General features: G+C 69.1%; 16 protein-coding genes, 1 rRNA gene and 2 pseudogenes. 8 read left to right on the top strand and 11 right to left on the bottom strand.

The annotated features are described in order from the left end of the window. The first annotated feature begins 1,298 nt into the window (after positions 1–1,298). A complete protein-coding gene (locus tag ABD369_RS38595) occupies positions 1,299–1,607 on the top strand; it encodes a hypothetical protein (protein ID WP_344641319.1) in 309 nt (102 codons plus the stop codon). Positions 1,608–1,868: 261 nt separating this feature from the next. Here ABD369_RS38595 and ABD369_RS38590 read toward each other — a convergent pair whose 3' ends face one another. Continuing rightward, positions 1,869–2,315: an Lrp/AsnC family transcriptional regulator gene (locus ABD369_RS38590; protein ID WP_344641318.1), complete on the bottom strand. Its 447-nt coding sequence runs from the start codon at positions 2,313–2,315 to the stop codon at positions 1,869–1,871. Between the two features lie 93 nt (positions 2,316–2,408). On the opposite strand from ABD369_RS38590, the gene ABD369_RS38585 reads away from it, so the two are divergent. Both ABD369_RS38585 and ABD369_RS38580 read left to right on the top strand, forming a co-directional pair. After that, a complete protein-coding gene (locus ABD369_RS38585; RefSeq protein WP_344641317.1) occupies positions 2,409–3,227 on the top strand; it encodes an LLM class flavin-dependent oxidoreductase in 819 nt (272 codons plus the stop codon). Continuing rightward, positions 3,224–3,661: a nucleoside deaminase gene (locus tag ABD369_RS38580; protein ID WP_344641316.1), complete on the top strand. Its 438-nt coding sequence runs from the start codon at positions 3,224–3,226 to the stop codon at positions 3,659–3,661. The genes ABD369_RS38585 and ABD369_RS38580 overlap by 4 nt, the downstream gene beginning before the upstream one ends. A 224-nt stretch (positions 3,662–3,885) precedes the next feature. Here ABD369_RS38580 and ABD369_RS38575 read toward each other — a convergent pair whose 3' ends face one another. Beyond that, positions 3,886–4,017, bottom strand: a complete 132-nt coding sequence (locus ABD369_RS38575; protein ID WP_344641315.1) for a hypothetical protein — start codon at positions 4,015–4,017, stop codon at positions 3,886–3,888. A gap of 68 nt (positions 4,018–4,085) precedes the next feature. Here ABD369_RS38575 and ABD369_RS38570 point away from each other — a divergent pair, with 68 nt between their 5' ends. Next, a complete protein-coding gene (locus ABD369_RS38570) occupies positions 4,086–4,475 on the top strand; it encodes a Dabb family protein (RefSeq protein ID WP_344641314.1) in 390 nt (129 codons plus the stop codon). A 180-nt stretch (positions 4,476–4,655) separates the two neighbouring features. On the opposite strand, the gene ABD369_RS38565 is transcribed toward ABD369_RS38570, so the two are convergent. Further along, positions 4,656–4,847, bottom strand: coding sequence for a hypothetical protein (locus tag ABD369_RS38565; RefSeq protein ID WP_344641313.1), 192 nt, complete (start codon positions 4,845–4,847; stop codon positions 4,656–4,658). Between the two features lie 40 nt (positions 4,848–4,887). Next, on the bottom strand, positions 4,888–5,031 hold the full coding sequence (locus tag ABD369_RS38560) for a hypothetical protein (RefSeq protein WP_344641312.1): 144 nt from the start codon (positions 5,029–5,031) through the stop codon (positions 4,888–4,890). Between the two features lie 26 nt (positions 5,032–5,057). On the opposite strand from ABD369_RS38560, the pseudogene ABD369_RS41455 reads away from it, so the two are divergent. Next, a pseudogene (locus ABD369_RS41455) lies at positions 5,058–5,345 on the top strand (transposase); the annotation flags it as partial. Between the two features lie 38 nt (positions 5,346–5,383). Here the strand turns inward: ABD369_RS41455 and ABD369_RS38550 are convergent. Beyond that, a complete protein-coding gene (locus ABD369_RS38550; protein ID WP_344641310.1) occupies positions 5,384–6,544 on the bottom strand; it encodes a hypothetical protein in 1,161 nt (386 codons plus the stop codon). Positions 6,545–6,858: 314 nt separating this feature from the next. Between ABD369_RS38550 and ABD369_RS38545 the strand changes: the two genes are divergently transcribed. Next, positions 6,859–7,407: a GNAT family N-acetyltransferase gene (locus ABD369_RS38545; RefSeq protein ID WP_425557878.1), complete on the top strand. Its 549-nt coding sequence runs from the start codon at positions 6,859–6,861 to the stop codon at positions 7,405–7,407. Positions 7,408–8,052: 645 nt separating this feature from the next. Here the strand turns inward: ABD369_RS38545 and ABD369_RS38540 are convergent. The 3 genes from ABD369_RS38540 to ABD369_RS38530 all read right to left on the bottom strand — a co-directional run bounded on the left by ABD369_RS38540 (position 8,053) and on the right by ABD369_RS38530 (position 10,560). Next, on the bottom strand, positions 8,053–8,799 hold the full coding sequence (locus ABD369_RS38540) for a hypothetical protein (protein ID WP_344641308.1): 747 nt from the start codon (positions 8,797–8,799) through the stop codon (positions 8,053–8,055). Positions 8,800–8,923: 124 nt separating this feature from the next. After that, positions 8,924–9,340 (bottom strand): hypothetical protein, encoded by a 417-nt coding sequence (locus ABD369_RS41450; RefSeq protein WP_425557877.1) that lies wholly within the window; start codon positions 9,338–9,340, stop codon positions 8,924–8,926. A 641-nt stretch (positions 9,341–9,981) separates the two neighbouring features. Then, positions 9,982–10,560, bottom strand: a complete 579-nt coding sequence (locus ABD369_RS38530) for a TIGR03086 family metal-binding protein (RefSeq protein ID WP_344641307.1) — start codon at positions 10,558–10,560, stop codon at positions 9,982–9,984. A gap of 107 nt (positions 10,561–10,667) precedes the next feature. Between ABD369_RS38530 and ABD369_RS38525 the strand changes: the two genes are divergently transcribed. After that, positions 10,668–11,675 carry a helix-turn-helix transcriptional regulator gene (locus ABD369_RS38525; protein ID WP_344641306.1) on the top strand — a complete coding sequence of 336 codons (1,008 nt, stop codon included), beginning with the start codon at positions 10,668–10,670 and terminating at the stop codon, positions 11,673–11,675. Positions 11,676–11,843: 168 nt separating this feature from the next. Here ABD369_RS38525 and ABD369_RS38520 read toward each other — a convergent pair whose 3' ends face one another. Then, positions 11,844–12,266, bottom strand: a complete 423-nt coding sequence (locus tag ABD369_RS38520) for a PP2C family protein-serine/threonine phosphatase (RefSeq protein WP_344641320.1) — start codon at positions 12,264–12,266, stop codon at positions 11,844–11,846. Between the two features lie 19 nt (positions 12,267–12,285). Further along, a pseudogene (locus ABD369_RS41445) lies at positions 12,286–12,489 on the bottom strand (SpoIIE family protein phosphatase); the annotation flags it as partial. A gap of 672 nt (positions 12,490–13,161) precedes the next feature. Between ABD369_RS41445 and ABD369_RS38515 the strand changes: the two are divergent. Next, positions 13,162–13,329, top strand: a complete 168-nt coding sequence (locus ABD369_RS38515; protein WP_344641305.1) for a transposase — start codon at positions 13,162–13,164, stop codon at positions 13,327–13,329. A 416-nt stretch (positions 13,330–13,745) separates the two neighbouring features. On the opposite strand, the gene rrf is transcribed toward ABD369_RS38515, so the two are convergent. Further along, a 5S ribosomal RNA gene (gene rrf / locus ABD369_RS38510) occupies positions 13,746–13,830 on the bottom strand; the annotation flags it as partial.

Genomic DNA, 13,830 nt, shown 5'->3' with positions numbered 1-13,830 from the left:
TCCAGAGCGGCAGCCGCCCCGGGATAGTGCGCCAAGATGATGGCTGCGGCATGCGTGCGGTGTTCGGCGTCACTCGTGGCGTAGTTCCGGGCCTGCAAGATGAGCGCCGTCAACGCCGCGGCTACCAGCAGCACCACCACGACCAGCAGCCACAGGAACACCTGGCCCGCGACACTGCGCACCCTCAGCCGCGAACGCAGCCCATCCCAGGCGGACCGGCATTCCCTCGGTCCGCCCGGTTCCGTGTCCCCAAGGACATGGCTGTCCACTCTGTGCATCCAGCCCGCTCCCACGCATCCGGGTCTTGACTCCTCCACGCTGCCACCCCGCCCAAAGATGTGCATGCTCCAAGCCGTTGCCACGGCTTCGTCAGCCCCGACCACCGCGAAGGAGGCTTCTTCTGGCAGGTCGGCGAAGGGGCCGTCGCGTGGCCGGTGAGCGAGCTCGGGTCGGTGCCGATCGGCCCGTCGTCACCGGTTCGCCGGTTCACCTGAAGGGCGGGGCACGGGCACCGGTCAGGGCTGCAGTTCATGGTCTCCACGGGCCACCACCACGGCTTCGAGGCTTCGAGTCCCTGGAGGAGCAACGTCTGCTGCTCGCGTTGGGCTTCGTCCGCGTCGCTGACGTGCTGAGCCAGCCGGTCGAGCTGGACTTCGAGCACGAGGGAGGAGGCAAGTCGGCACGCCCCGGACTTCCTGGCGGTACTGCCGGGCGGCGCCGGCGGTTGTTCGACGTCCGGCCCGAGCTGCTGATCGAACCGCGGGATGCCCTGAAGTTCGCGGCGGCCCAGCACGTGGCAGAGGCCCGCGGCTGGCAGTACTCGGTGGTGGCCGGATGGCGCCCGCACGCCCACAGCGTTCTGGACTTCCTGCCATCCCAGCACCACCCGCTGCAGGACCCCATGCAGCTCCAGCACCAGCTGCTGACGGCCGTCGGGAAGGCCGGAGAGGTCACCTTCGGAGAGGCGGCGGAAGCCACGTCGTCGCCGGCCCTTCCAGCGCGTCAAGCTCTACGTTCAGGAAGCCCGTCCGCGGCGCCGGTTCTCACTACCGGATTCCGCACCGGTCGAACACCCGTAGTCGGATCATGACCGCACGAGCCGATCTTGATAGGAAAGCCGGTGAGACCCGCAGGCTTCCATGCGGGTTCGCGCCAGCAGGGCGGTGACCACCGACGCGAGGAGCGCCATGATGGCAATACCGCCCGAGATCGGCCACGCTGCGGACACACTCGGTGCGGGTCTCCCTGGACGACCCCCTGCTCGTGCCCCGTACGAGCACTCGGACAGAATGTCCACCATGACGCGACCGTCCCTGGCGAGGGATCTGCTGCACACCGCCTGGCTGCTCCTGTTGGAGCTCGTCATGCTCCCGGCGGCGGCCGTCGCCTTCGTCGGTTACTCCCTGGGCGCAGAGGACGGCGGCGACCCGCCGAGCGTCCTCGCCGTCGCCATCGTCGCGACCCTGATGCTGGCCGCGCTGATCGCAGTGCCCCTGACGGCGCTGCTGACCACGTACTGGCGCGGCTACCGGGTCACGCCCGTGCTCCAGGGGCTCTTCCTGCTACTGGTGGCCACGCTCGCAGTGGCGGGGATCGCCGCGGGATGAGCAGCCGGACCCCCACCACGGATCGCCCGGCGCGACCCACCAACGCGGCTACCGACTCGCGTGTGGTGGACCTGGGAAGGATGATCCCCGTTACTGGTGTCGGCCCACCAGGGTGATGTCTGCTGAGTCGGGGGCTGGGGCGGTTGAGCTCCAGGGTGCTGATGCGGACTTGGCGAATTGGCGAATTTTGTCCGCCGTGGTGCGCCCGAACCGCGATGGCGCTCCACTGCCGATCTGCGGGGCTGCGGCGACGGCTGTTGGTCAAGGGTGGTTGGGTCCGCGATAGGGCAGCGTTTGGCTGTAGACGACGCTCGTGGTCGTGCTGCCGAAGCCGGCCAACTCGTCCACGAGCGTCTCCAGTTGCTCCATGGAGGTCGCGGCCACCTTCAGGGTGTAGCAGTCGTCGCCGGTGGTGCGGAGGCACTCCAGGATCTCCCGCCGCTCGGCGAGCAGCTGGCGCAGCGGCTGGTGGCGGTTGCCCGGGTACTTCAGCCGGACGACGGCGAGCACGGGGTAGCCGACCTTGGCCAGGTCCACCACGGCGTGGTAGCCGGTGATGACGCCCCACGACTCCAGATTCCGCACCCGTTCCGTGGTGGCCGACGAACTGAGTTTCACGCGCCGCCCCAGCTCGCTGAGGGAGATGCGAGCTTCCCGTTGCAGCTGCTCGATGATCGCCCAGTCGATTTCATCAAGATTCACGGTCACATCGCGATTCTACCGGTAGAACAACGGAAGAACGCTGCTATCGCCGGGAAGATTCGGTTCCGCACCCCGTGATTGCCGGGATAGCCTCGGATCATGCAACTTGGCGTCAACCTACCGAACTTCGGGCCCGGTACAGATCCCGGCGTGCTGCGCGACTGGGCACGGGTCACGGAGGGGCTCGGCTACGGCCTCCTCATGGTGTCGGATCACGTGGTCGTCACCCCGGACGTGGCCGAGCGGTACCCGGAACCGTTCTACGAGCCGTTCACCACGCTGTCCTGGCTCGCTGGCGTCACGACCAGAGTGCGGCTCGGCACAACGGTGCTGATCCTCCCGTACCGGCATCCGCTGTTGGTGGCACGGATGGCCACCAACCTCAACCGGCTCAGCGGCGGCCGGCTCGTGCTCGGGGTGGGCGTCGGCTGGGCCCGGCAGGAGTTCGACGCACTCGGCGTGCCGTACACCGGGCGTGGCCGGCTGACCGACGAGTACCTGGCCACCCTGCGGGACACCTGGCGCACGGAGGCCGAGGACGGCACCGCACCGATCCCCGTCTGGGTCGGCGGCCACAGTGCGGCGGCGCTCCGCCGTGCCGCCAGGTTCGGGGATGCCTGGCACCCGCTGCGGCTCTCCCTGGCCCGGATGCGCGCGGTCCTGACGGACCACTCGCTGCCGGCGTTCGCGCCCCGCATCGCCCTGCGGCTGACCACCGCCCCGGTCGACGACCCCGAACGGCCTGCCGGCGTCGGCACCATCGAGCAGATCCTCGGCGACCTCGACCAGCTCCGCCTGCTCGGCGCCGACACCGTCGTACTCGACCCCTACCACGGAGATCCGAAGGAGACCCGCCGGCCCCACACGGCCTGGCAGGCGCTCACCGAGGTGGCCTCCCACTGGAGGACAGCATCATGACCATCACAGCCGACCAGACGCTCCTGCGCCGCGCGATCGACATCGCGGCCCACGCCGTCGCCCAGGGCGACGCACCGTACGGCTCCCTCCTGGCCGGCCCGGACGGCACGATCCTCGCCGAGGCCCACAACACAGTGCGGCGCGACAACGACATCACGGCCCACCCGGAACTGAAGCTGGCCCGCTGGGCGGCCCGCGAACTCGACCCGGACACGGCCGCGGGCACCACGCTGTACACCAGTTGCCAGCCGTGCGGCATGTGCGCCGGCGGCATCGCGCGCTCCGGCATCGGCCGAGTCGTCTACGCGCTCTCCACCGAACAACTCGTCGAACTCAACCCGCAGTCGGGCGACTGGCCGACGGTGACGCAGCACGGCCCGGCCCTCTTCGACGAGGCACGCGCCCCCATCGACGCCTACTACCGACCAAGCTGAAGCAACGGCGCGGTGGTGTGGGGGTCACCCGCGACCGGCGGGCACCCTCCCTCGGCGGGACGCCTCGTCGAACAACGCGGCTGCCTCCAGCCGCACCGCCTCGCGGCACTGACGTGCCTTCGCCGCCAGCCCGCCCCCATCCGCATAGCGCATACCAACCGCATAGCGCGCAAATGACTGTCAGTCAGCTACACGAACAAGCCAATCACCTCGAAACGCCGAAATCAGTAAGCGCGGTCCGCCCCGTAGGCGCGCAGGAGAAACTCCACGGCCGCGTCCGCGATCGCATCCGGGTCGGCGCCGGGCCGGTACTCCAGTGGGCCGGTGAGCAGGACGAGGAAGTGCTCGGCGGCCAATGCTGAACCAGCTGGACCGAACTTCTGAACCGATTGGTTCAGTCAAACCTGAAAGGAGCGGGGCGGACATGATCGTCCACATGCTGCGTTTCTCGTTCAAGGAGACCGCGACCGAGGAGGAGCGCGAGCACGTGCTCGCGGTGATGCGGCGCACGGCCTCGGTGGAGTCGGTGTCGTTTTCGACGGTGGGCCAGAGCCTCGACGACACCGACGGCTTCACCCACGCCTACTGCGTGGGAATCGCGGACCTGCCGGCCCTGCGGCGCTACATGCACGACCCGGTCCACCTGACCGGCGATCCGGAGATCATGCCGCACCTGGCCAGGCTCGCCATCGGCCCTGACCTGTCCGACGACATGACGCCCACGCTGGCACGGGAGATCCTCGCCCTGCACGACGAGAAGGTCGCGCTCTACCCGGAGTGGGCTGCCGAACTCGGCCCACTGCTGGCTGCCTAGAAAACCAGCCGTGCCTGTACCCGGCACACGGGGCCTCAGTTCAGCGGCTTCCGGGCCCGGAGGAAGACCCCAAAGCGCCGGTGTCTACGCTGACGGACATCTCAGGATCCCGAATCACCTTCAGGCACGGCGACGGCGAGCGCATCACGGGCACGCGCACCCTGGTGATGAGCGACGTCGTCAATCCTGTGACCGGTCGACGACGGGTACGGCGGTGACCGGGTTGTGTCCCGCGGCAACCAGCCGCATGACGAAACCCGCCACGTCTTCGAGCTGCTGGGCGTGCTCCGGTCCGCCTATCGCGGCGGGCACGCCACCGAGGTCGCGAATCAGCCCGGCGGCGATGCCGAGCGCCGCGTCGTGTCGCCGCACCTCGCCACGGTCCGCTTCGGTTGTCCCGCCGGCGTCGGCGTCAGCCAGCTCGCCCCGCGAACAGGTGCAGCGCCTTGACCACGTGGCTGCCTACGGCTCGCTCGGCGATGTGCTGTATCGCCGACCCGGTGGGTGGCTTGAGCAGACCGGAAGCGCAGTCCACCGCGTCGGTGCAGTCGATCACGGCCTTGCCCGCCGGCGACCCCTCGCCGGCCCCCGGCGGGGGCGAGCACTTGGTCGAGTCCCTCGCATGCCACCGCCACGACCACGAAGGTCTACTCGACGAACATGGTCGAGTAGACCAACTCCCGGCTGCGGAAGGCCGCCGGCAACCGCGGCCATTTCCAGTCGGAGCAGGCCGCGTTGAAGGTGCTATACCTCGCCGTTCACGAGCAGATCACCCCCGGGGCACGCGACATCAACCGTGTCGCCGCACACTGGAAGGAGGCGCTGAACCAGTTCTCACTCTTCTTCGAGGACCGGCTCAGCATCCAATAACCCCAGAGCACTTGCTGGAGATCGCTGACACGCTCCCATCACGCGGCGCAGCTCGTGTTCGGGTAGTTGTTGGCCTGCTGGGGAACGCCGTCGCGGGTTCGGGTGGTTTGAGGGGTGAGGGCGGCGACCTCTTTGGCCAGTTGCTGATACGTGGCTCGGGCGTGTAGGTCGGCGGCACTGGGCTGGTCGACCGTCGCCAGTGGCTCGTGCGCGGCCGCTGCCAGGGAGTTGATCGATTCCGGGCCGTAGGTCGCGACGATCTGCTCCAGCGAGAAGATCGGAATGGTCTTCTGGCCGAGCGTCGCCAGCAACCGTACGTCGTGCACCAGCGGCGCCAGTGTGGCGTATGGGGCGAGGCCGGCGACGCCGATGGTCAGCTCGCCCGCGTCGCCGAGGTGTTGGTGCGCGGACTCGTAGTACGAGGTGATCAGGCCGCTGCTGATGGTGGTACCGAAGTCGGTGCTGAAGTCGGAGCGGTATGCCTGGAAGTAGTTGGCGTCCCAGGTCGCGGGCGGGTTGCTGGTCGCGTTGAGGGTGTCCTGCAGAGCCAGGGTGCCCGCGTCGAGATCGTCCAGCGACTGTGGCATCGCGGTTTCGTCGAGGGCGAGGCCCTCCCGATGGGCGTGCTTGATCAGGGCCTTGTCGGCGGTGATGGCCTGGCACTGCTGGGCTGGATCGATGTTGGCGCTCAGCAGTTGTTGCTCGGCGTTCTGGTCGCCGGCCATGGCCTTGCCGACCAGGGCCATGGTCTGCGCGGTGCCCTCGTCGTCGATGACGATGCCCTGGGCGTGCAGCCGGTTGGCGTCGAGCCAGGCGTGGATTTCGTCGACCTCGACCTGAGTCTGCGCGCTGGCGGTGTCGTTTCCGCCCGTCCAAATGGTGACCGGCAACGCCCGGCGGTTGGCCTCGCTGATGATGTCCGTGGCCCAGGTGTCGGCGTGGGGACGGTAGTCCCCGTCGTTCACCTGGACGAACAGGGCGACACGGTTGCGCGCCAGGGTCTGCCACATTTGCGGGGTCCAGATCGTCATGGTGTGCGAGGAGGTCCACACTGCGAGCCGCCCGTGGCCGCCGTGCCCGGGTGTGGCGGCCGTGTGCGGCTCGCTGCCACGAGACGTGGCGTCAGCCGGGGTACTGACGGCACCCAGGGTGAGCGCCGTAGCGGCGAGGACAGCGACGCAGAGGTACCTGTTGCTCATGGGGCGCTCTCCCGCTCTCCTGAGGATGGCGGCGCCCTTGCGCCGCGCAGGCACGTTCAGGGACTTCCAACTTGCTTGAGAAGTAAGCATGTTGAATGTACATCCCCTCAAGCGAAAGCCTCTAGTGGCTCTGCTCGATCAGCTGGGCCGGCTTCAGGCCCAGAACCCGCGTCTGATTCTGCGCGACGCTGTTAGCACGTAGCCGCCGGGAACGCGAGCGGGGATTTCCGGCGGTGGCGGGTGGTGGCGGGGGAAGCGATGGTCTTCCTGTCGATCACTAGTTGCGAGCAGTAGCAGGTCCGACAGAGGCCGTCATGGGACAGATCTGCGAAGATCACCGGGTGAATGATCTACGCGTTCGCCCGGCCACTGAGGCCGATCTGGCGAGTCTCGTCCGCCTCCGCGACGACGCGGCCCGCTGGATGCTGGCCCGCGGCATCACCGGCCAGTGGCGGCCGGGGGAGCTGGCCGAGGGCCACTTCCGCCAGGTCATGGCGCAGGGCGAGGTCTGGCTCGCGGAGGCCGGCGGGCGCATCGCTGGCGTATGGGAGCTGTGGTGGGAGGACGAGGCCGCATGGGGCTCGCAGCCGCCCGTGGCCGGATACGTGCACCGGCTCATGGTTGATCGTGGTACCGCCGCGCCCGGGACGGGGCGGCTGCTGCTGAGGGCCGCGGAACGCCGAGTGGCCGCGGCGGGACGGACGTGCGTGCGCTTGGACTGCTTGGCTGACAATGCACGGCTCAACGCCTACTACCGGGACGCCGGTTACCGCGTCGTGGGCCGCAAGGAGGGCAAGCCTCAGCCGGGCGGGGCGCCGAAGTCCTTCACACTATTGGAGAAGGAACTCCGGCAGGCTGGATAGGCCCAGAGACCAGGGAGCCTCTTTCCGATCACCAGATCGTTGGTCGGGTCGTGAGGCATGGGGAGATTTCTGACGCCACGTGGGCAGTGATCGCGCCGCTGCTGCCACCTCCGAACCGCGCTCGCGGCCGGCACCAGGCGACTCCGCTGCGGCAGTGGCGACCGCCTGGAACGGCTGCGGCAGCGTCTCGCAGGTGTCCCAGGTGTCGAGCGCTTCCCGGCACAGCTGAGCCACCCCTGCGCGGCCCCCGGAATGGGTGATGACGTGTCGCTCGGTACCGGCCCGGGACGTTTGTCGGGCTGGAGCGGGATGCCTCCTGCACGCCCGGGTCCGCGGACGTTGGCCCTTGCTGCTTTGACGGCCCTTCCGTTCGCTCCGGGGGCCGTGTGAACATCCTCGCCATCCGGTATTGCTGCCAGCCAGCGTTTCGGACGACTCCGGATGATCCCGGACGGTTGGTGGAGCGTTGCGGGATGCTGGCCCCAGAGCGCCAGTCGTCCGTCTGCCAGTCGGTCCGGCGGGGTTGAGGTGGGCCAGGGGACGATTCACGGGCATGGCAGCACTTCGGACGGATCTTGAGATGCTCGTCCGCTTACCCGGTTGGAAGCAATGCGCGGCATCGTGGGCCAGCGAGAGTTTGGCCGGCTATCGCGCAGTTTCGGTGACCCGTGTGGCCGGCTCGCGAAGGTTTCCGGTGTCTTCGATGTGACTGTCCATCGTGAGGTATGGGGCCAGGTTCCGTGAGAGCTGATGGGTGTGATTGGCCAGTTGGTACTCCGCGGAGAGTGCGGCGGCTGCGAGCAAGGCCCGGTGTTCGGCGGCCATCCAGGCGACGGCGTCCGCCGCTGCGGCCAGTCGGGGCCCCTCACGGGGCGGGCGTGCCACTCCGTCCGGCCGGTGTGCCTTTCCGTCGGGGCGTTGGCGGCCCGCGGTGATCAGGTCGGCCGCGGCGGTGGAGGTCGCCAGGTAGTAGTCGAGCAGCCGGTTCAGCGCGAGGCGCCGGGCGTCGGGCGACTCGACGGCATTGGCGGTGGTACGTGCGTGCACGCGGAGCAGGTCGTGGAAGGCGTACCGATTGGCTCCGCGGTCTTCGAGCAGATGGCCATCGAGGAGGGCCTCCAGCAGGCGCTCGGCCTCGTCGGGCTCCGTGCCGTACAGAGCGGCGGCGCCGTAGCTGTCGAAGTCCGCTCCCGGGTGCAGCCCGAGCAGTCGGAACATGCGTTTCTGATCGGCGGGGAGACGCAGATAGGAGGCGGCGAAGGCGGTGGTGACGTCCACGTCACCAGCACCCACCATGTACCTCGGCGTCAACTTCTTCAGCATCATCGACAGCGACAGCTCCCGCACCGAGGCCCTGTTCGCGATGACCAGGCGCCTGGCCCCCCGCGCCAAACTGCTAACCGTCCGCCTTCCCGGCCGCCGGCGGCCGTCCCACGGCGGTGCCTCTGACGTGGATGCCCATTCAGACTGACCACGAACGTGCTGTCCAACCCGCCGGACCCGCGCGGCGGGCTCATTAGGTGTCAGAGGCTGTTGTATTTCCGGGCGTATCGAAGTCGCGCACCAGGCGGCGGGGGCGCATCAGGTGCCCGAAGAACCGCGCGACGATCCAGCGTTTCGGCAAACCGACGAACCCCGTCTGGTCGTCACTGCGCTTGATGATCGCCAACACCATTGCCGGCGCGGTGAAGCAGGGCTCGATGAGGCTGCCGGTGTAGGCGTCGTCGGCCCGGACCAGCTCCGACAGGTGGTGCGTGTCAGCCACCTGGGCAAGCAGGCCGCGGCGCGGTCGCCGGTGTCCGCCGAGGCGACCGCTCTCATGCCCTACACCGAACGCGATCACCCGTTCGACGGGTGGTTGGAGGGCAAGGGCGGGCAGCCGGAGGGCTACTGTCACCGGAAGATACTCGACATCGGTGCTCGCGTCCTGCACGCGCTGCTTCCCGGGCGCCGGATGCGACTGTCCACCCACATCGTCAAGTGCGGAACCTTACGCTACAACAGACAAGATCTCCCTTCCCGACGCCTTGACATCGCCAACGGACCCTTAACTTCGTGGCATTGAACAATCGACGCGATCCGCTTCCTGGTCGCCAGCGGCCTCGCCTGGAGGGCGATGCCCGTCGACTTCCCCGCCTGGGACCGCATCTAGGCGTTCTACCGACGCTGACGGAATGCCGGTCTGATCAAGGGGCTGCACGACCGGCTGCCCGGGCAGGCTCGCGAGGCGGCCGGGCGGGATCCGGAGCCGACGACGGGGACCGTCGACTCCCAGTCGGTGCGGGCTGCCGCGCCACCCTGCCCGGCCGCAACCGCAGGCACCGGCGAGCACCGGCGCCGGTGATCGCCGGTGTCCTCGTCAAACTCCACCGCCCCGGCGCGGGCGACGAGCAGACGACCGCTCAGCCGGACGCCCTCACCTGCGCCACCAGGAGCAGCCCGACCTGGCATACGGGAGGTTGGCCGGCAGGATTCCGCTCGCCTCTCTCCTGATGTGCGAATGATCCTTTGACGAGATCGGCAATGCCGGGAGGCGGGCGACGTGCATGCTCCGCCCGCCCTCCGGCCGGCCCGTCAGAGGCTGCGTCCGAGCCAGCCCGCCAGCCGGGTGTAGGCGTCGGCGTCGGCCGGCACCGGTTGTACGGCGCCGAACGGAACCTCGGGGCCGCGCCGGTCGGCTGGCAGCACTTGCTGGGCGATGCCCAGTGCAGCCAGCGCCAGCTCCTCGTCGAGCTCGGCCTCGGGGGCGATCACCTGGGCGATGTCCCAGCTGTGGGTGACCGTCTCCATCACGTAGCCGCTCAGCGCGATCCGACCCGTGGCCAGGCCCCAGGGCACCTCGACCTCCCGGTCCAGCTTGGCGTCCTCGGCCCAGGCGGCGGTGGCGCGGGCCCGGACCCGGGCGGCCGCACCCGTCCAGTCGGTGTCGGCGACCTCGCCGACCTGCGCGGGCAGGTCCATGCCCCGGCCGCCCTCGCCGATGTACGCGATCCGGTGGATCGCGCCGATGGTGTGGCTCAGCAGCATGCGCAGGTTGTACTCCTGACAGGGTGTCGGCTTCTCGAGGTGTGCGGGAGCGAGCGAGGTGAGCAGCTTCTCCAACTGGCCGAGCGAGCGAAGGAACAGGGGGCGGGGGTCGAAGGCGGCATCCATCGGGAGAACTCCTCGGTCAGTGGCCCCGGCGCGGTTCCGGGCGGCCTTGTGACGGACACTCTCCTAGGAATACCGGACATCTGCTGTCAGGTTTTAGGCTGACTTCCGTGAAAGCCGACCGGTTGCTCTCGATCCTGCTGCTGCTCCAGACCCGGGGCCAGGTCCCGGCCACCGAACTCGCCGAGCGGCTGGAGGTGTCCGTCCGGACGATCTACCGGGATGTCGAGGCGCTGTCGGCGGCCGGCGTTCCGGTCTGGGCCGAGCGCGGCCGCCTGGGCGGCATCCGCCTGCTGCCCGGCTACCGCACCGACGTCACGGGCCTGACCGGTGACGAGGCCCGGGCTCTGTTCGTGCTCGCGGCCGACGGCACGCATGACGCGTTGGGGCTCGGTGCGGCGATCGGCTCGGCGTTGCGCAAGGTGATGGCCGCCCTACCCGCGCCGCACCGCCCGGCGGCCGAACGCACCAGCGAGCGCATCCTGGTCGACCCGGCTCGCTGGATGCGGGGTGGCGCCGCCGAGGTGGAGCTCGGCGAGCTGCAGCGGGCGGTGTTCGCCGACCGTCGGCTGCGCCTGACGTACCGCCACAGTGGCGAGAGCGAGTCCAGGGAGTACATCGTCGATCCGTACGGCCTGGTGAGCAAGGCCGGCGTCTGGTACCTGGTGGCCGACCGGGACGGCGAGGCCCGGCTGTTCCGGTCTGACCGGGTGCAGGCGGCCTCGGTCGACGACGAGCCGGTCCGCCGCCGGCCCGGGCTGAGCCTCGCCGAGGTCTGGACCGTGCTCCGCGACCAGGTCGAGCGGCTGCCGCAGGAGATCCTGGTCCGCTGCCGGGTCCGGCGACACCGGCTGGACACCTTTCTGCGGATCCACGTGGTGAACCTGGCCGCCGGTCCGGAGGATCTGGACGGCGAGTCCGTGGAGGTGGAGCTGGGCTTCCGCGCCGTACAGGCGGTCCGGGCGCTGCTCCCGTTCGGAGCGGATGTTGAGGTGCTGTCCCCGCCGGAGGCCCGGGCCGAACTGGCCGCGGCCGCGGCCGAAGTGGTCGCGCTGTACGCCGCCGATTTTCACCCGGTCAGGATCCGCCCGTCAGGGGTTCGGACTACTGACCCGTAGAGCAGCCGGACACACCGCAAGGTCGGCCAGAACGGGGACGGGAGAACGAAACAGCGCTGGTCACCCTTCCACCGCAATTCGGACAATTGTTGCCCAGGTTTTCGCTCATCCTGGCGATCCGGCCGTCGGCGCAGATCGCGGCCGTCTCCTGAGGACCGGTCGCGCAGTTCAGGCAGGGTAGACATCGGACAGGGACAGGAGTGGCATCACGCCCGCCGCCCCCGCCCGAGGCGGGTCTCGGGAACGGTCGGCGGGTACGCCGTGCCGGGCGCAGGGCGCCATTCGAGCAGGAGGATGGTGGGTGGCATCGTCGGTCAGGCGCTGGTCCTGGTGCTCGAGGATGGTGCGGATCAGGCGGCGTAGGGCCTCGGGGGCGGGTTCCCCTGCAATAGTGGCGTGGACGATGGTGTCCACGAGCCGGGCTTCGCCGAACATCTCCCCGGTGCGGGAGCGGCCCTCGGTGACACCCTCGGTGTGGATCAGGATGCGGTCGCCGGGCTCGAGCTGGGCGCGATGGGTCACAGCCGTCGGGCGGGGATAGCCCGGGCCCAGGCCCAGGGGAAGCTCGGGAGTGCGGACGGGAGGCGGCAGGAACGATGTGGTTGCCTCGGATCAGCGGCGGCGGCGGGTGACCGCAGTTCACCCAGCGGCACGTGCCGCTCAGCAGGTCGAGGTGGGCGAAGGTGCCGGTGAGCAGCCGCTCGGGGATCCAGCGGGTGAGGGCGTCATCGCCGACCTCGGCGATGTCGGTGAGGGTGCCTCGGTGTAACGGGTGGCGCGGCAGCCCGCGAGAGCCAGGGCGGCATCCACGCAACTCCCGCTAGTAGACCAGTGACGCGTCGACGGCGGCTCGGGCGATCCAGGGCGGCAGGACCTGCTCCTCATCTCGGGGCGCGAGGCCACAGGCACGACACCCCGCGCTGGTTCGGCGCGCCCTGAAATCAGTGCGCCCTTGACGGTCCGCCACCTCGACGCGGCCCGCCGCGCTGGGGATCTGGCCGAACACCCCGTTCGGCGAACTCACCCGGCCCACCCTGATCCTGGCCCTCGCGGACGACCCCAACCACCCAAGCTCCACTGCCGAACAGCTCGCCGACCTACTCCCTGGCGCCGAGTTGCACGTGTCGAGCGACTCTGCGGGCGTGCGTGCCTGGGGCGACCGGGTGGCCAGGTTCCTGGCCTGACAAGTCGTCGTTCCGAGAGACGGGCGCTCGGCAGTCGAACTGTGTTTCTCGGTCGAGTGGTTCTCCGTCGGCCCGGGCATGACGGCAGGTCCTCCTGTCCAGCTCATGGATGTGGAGTCCAAGCGAGCGACAGGAGGTCCTGGTGCCGCAATCTTCCGCGCGGATACTGGTGGATTCCAACTCGGTTGCCCGATCGTGTGATTGCCTCGCTCACCGGTTCGGGAACGCGGGCGACCGTCCGGGCCGGGTTCGGCGCTATCCGTCCGACATGACCGATGCGGAGTGGGCGGTCGCGCGCTGCGATGCCGATGCCACGGTGGTTGGAGGGCCGTGGCGGGCAGCCGGAGGGCTACTGTCACCGGCAGATACTCGATGTGATCCGCTACCTGGTCGCCGGCGGCATCACCTGGCGGGCGATGCCTGCGGACTTCCCCGCCTGGGACCGCGCCCACGGCTTCACGCGTCGCTGACGCGTCAAGGGCCTGCTCGCCCAACTGCACGACCGGCTCCGCGGCCTGACTGCGCTTACGCGGGCCGCCTGAGGCGAGCGCCCGCCCTACAGCCCACCGCGCGAGCGTCCGGGCCGACACCCGGATGACCTCGCCCTCGTCCGCTATGTTCTCGACGACCAGCGCGGAATGTCCCGAAAACACCGTGCCCACAGGCTCGTTGACATCTCACACATAGCGCCAACGAAGAGCATCACCCTTCGTTACCACCGATTACGGAACAGAGCCACTGGCTGCACAGACCCCTCGAGGGCTGGCTTCATGGATCGAGGATTATCGGAACCTGCACAGCACTACGGCACCAAAATTTCAACACGGGAAACGCAGAATGCCCCCTCCCGCTATCCCCGGGAGGGGGCATTCTTTCATCAAAATTTGTTCGGCGGCGTCCTACTCTCCCACAGGGTCCCCCCTGCAGTACCATCGGCGCTGTGAGGCTTAGCTTCCGGGTTCGGAATGTAA

Source organism: Kitasatospora cystarginea (assembly GCF_039533515.1).
In the GTDB taxonomy this organism is placed as follows: Bacteria; Actinomycetota; Actinomycetes; order Streptomycetales; family Streptomycetaceae; genus Kitasatospora; species Kitasatospora cystarginea.
Note: the sequence above shows the minus strand (reverse complement) of the source record. Positions and strands in the feature narration are given on the sequence as shown.